We start from the raw sequence: 615 nt of genomic DNA on the forward strand, positions 1-615 counted from the left end.
GCTGAGCGACGGCAAAACCATTACCGTGCCCGCCAATGGCACGACCGGTTCGGTCACGGTCACCGCTCCGGACAACGTCTACGCAGGCGCCAATGACCCGGTGATCAAGTCGATTGCATCGGTCAGTGGCACCGATGTCGGCAAGTTCGAGCAACTGACCTTGGACAAGACCCCGGTCAGCACCACGGTCACCGACGAGCCGGGTACGCCGGGCAACGAAGGCGATCTGGTCAAGGTCACCATCACTGCCGACCAGCCTTCGGTGGCCGAGAACGTCAAACCGACCTTCACGGTAAACATCAACCAGGCGCTGGCCCACGACCTGGTCGTGACCCTGAGCAACAACGCCCAGGTCACCATCAAAGCCGGCCAGACCAGCGCAGCGTACGAGCATGCTGCGCAGGGCGATGACGTGTACAAAGATGCTGGCGAAGTCAGCCTGGGCATCAAGTCGGCTGTAGACATCGATGGTCGTACATTCGAAAACCTGCAGCTGGGGGATGCGGCCAAGGTTCAGGTCACCGACACCACTGACGAAGTGGTGGCCAAGCTGACTGCGACTCCTTCGGTTACCGAAGGCGGCGTAATTACTTACACCGTGACCCTGACCAACAA

At 60.3% G+C, this 615-nt stretch carries 1 protein-coding gene; it reads left to right on the forward strand.

Features of this window, described 5'->3' with window-relative positions:
• On the forward strand, positions 1–615 hold a 615-nt coding region (locus tag QSV36_RS12230), incomplete at both ends, for an immunoglobulin-like domain-containing protein (protein WP_289131861.1).

It is taken from the genome of Pseudomonas sp. BCRC 81390, from assembly GCF_030341915.1.
Lineage (GTDB): Bacteria > Pseudomonadota > Gammaproteobacteria > Pseudomonadales > Pseudomonadaceae > Aquipseudomonas.